Origin of the sequence: Paenibacillus anaericanus, from assembly GCF_003994475.1 — a bacterium.
In the GTDB taxonomy this organism is placed as follows: domain Bacteria; phylum Bacillota; class Bacilli; order Paenibacillales; family Paenibacillaceae; genus Fontibacillus; species Fontibacillus anaericanus.
The window spans coordinates 1-2064 of sequence record NZ_RZNY01000077.1; the positions used below are offsets into that span (position 1 = coordinate 1).

At 49.2% G+C, this 2064-nt stretch carries 1 protein-coding gene; it reads left to right on the forward strand.

All coding sequences use genetic code 11. The features are described 5' to 3' along the window. Positions 1–54: 54 nt before the first annotated feature. Positions 55–2064: non-ribosomal peptide synthetase (locus tag EJP82_RS27745; RefSeq protein WP_281278254.1), on the forward strand; the 2010-nt coding region annotated here is incomplete at its 3' end.

Sequence of the window (2064 nt, forward strand, 5' to 3'; positions counted from 1 at the left end):
CCGCAGATAGAAGTAGAGGCATACGCGGCTCCGACTGGAGAAACCGAGGAGAAGTTGGCGGCGATCTGGCAGGAAGTGCTTGGGGTGCAGAAAGTCAGCGTGAATGATAACTTTTTTGATGTTGGGGGCAACTCGCTTACAGCGATGCAATTAACTATGAGGATTCATAGAGCTTTCAATCTAAACTTACCTCTTCGCGATTTGTTCCAGTTTCCGACCATAACAGGTCTGGCTAGCCAATTGGAGAAGCTTGAATCTTTAGAAGTGTACGCAGATATTGAGCCGCTTGAGGCCAAGGAGGAATATCCACTCACCCCAGCGCAGAATCGTCTGTTTATCCTGAACAGAATAGAAGCGCAGAGCCGAGCATATAACCTGTCGGCAGCGCTGGAGATCAGAGGTTTCATTGATACGAGACGACTAGAACAGGCTTTCAAGAAACTGATTGCACGTCATGAATCTCTTAGAACCGCTTATCGACTCAAAGAAGGAACTCCGGTTCAGATCGTACAAGGAGAAGTTGACTTCGAACTGCGAACCATCGATCTCGAAAATTTCTCGCTTGAGGAGTTGAACCGGAGGTTTATCCGTCCATTCGATCTGGAGCAACCTCCTTTGCTTAGGGCGGTATTAGTCCAAGAGACGCATGATAAGCAATATATACTGTTTGACATGCATCATATTGCGGGCGATGGTTTGTCAATGGTTGTATTGCAGAATGAACTAATTACTTTATATGAAGGAAATCAGTTGCCCGAGCAGAGACTGCAATACAAGGATTTCGCGTTGTGGCAGCTTGGAGAGGCATACCAGCGCGGACTGAATAAGCAGCGTCGCTATTGGATAGATGTCATGTCGGGGGAACGGACCGCACTAGATCTGCCCACCGATTACACAAGACCGTCTCTGAAGAGCTACGATGGTGACCATTTTATATTTGCAATGCCTTCGGAGCTGACTGCAAGGCTGAATAGCCTCGCGGCTCAAACCGGAGCTACACCTTATATGGTTCTGCTTGCTATCTTTCATCTCTTCTTGGCACGCAGCTCCGGACAAAGCGATATTACGATCGGAACTCCGGTCGCAGGTCGACCTCGAGCATCATTGGAATCTATGATTGGCATGTTCATAAACACACTGGTGATCCGAAATCGCATGGATAGCAGTCAAACGTTCAAGTCATTTGTGGAGAACGTCAAATCGACAACCATAGGTGCCTTTGACAATAGCGACTATCCTTTTGAAGAATTGGTTGATGAACTAGGAACGGCTCGGGATTTAAGCCGAAATCCGCTATTCGATGTCATGTTTGTCATGCAAAATATGCAAAGTGCAGATAATCGGATCGAAGAGGGTTCTTTCCATCCTATAGATCTACCAACCGGTGTTGCGAAGTTTGATTTGTTGCTGGAGATTTCGATAGATAATGATGTGAATGCGTACAGATGCAAATTTGAGTATTGTACGAGACTGTTCTGTGTTGGGACAATCGAGCGGTTCGCCAAGTGGTTTGTCCGGCTCGCGGAAGAAGTAGCGACGTACCCAGAACGGCCGATGGAGAAGCTGGAGATGATGAGTTCGGAGGAGAAGGGGCAATTGCTTCGCGGATTCAACGACACAGCTGCGGAATATCGCCGCGAGGCAACGTTGCATGGACTGTTCGAGGAACAGACATGCCAGCAACCGGAGAAGGTCGCTTGGCGGATGGATTCCAGCACGTTGACCTTCAAAGAACTGAACGAGCGGGCGAATCAGCTGGCGCGGCGACTTCGACAAAATGGTGTTAGGCCGGATGTAATCGTAGCGATTGTAATGGAGCGCTCGGCGGAGATGATGGTCTCGCTACTTGCTGTGCTCAAAGCAGGCGGCGCTTACCTGCCAATTGCGCCGGACTTCCCGGCGGAGCGTATGGGATACATGCTGCAAGATAGCGGGGCAACGATCGTGCTGACGCAAGACAAGTTACTCAGTGAACTACGAGAGAAACTTGGTTCATGGCATGGCGAGTGGATGAATGTATCGGAGAAGAGCGGGTACGGAGCGGAGCAAGTGGACAATCTGGAG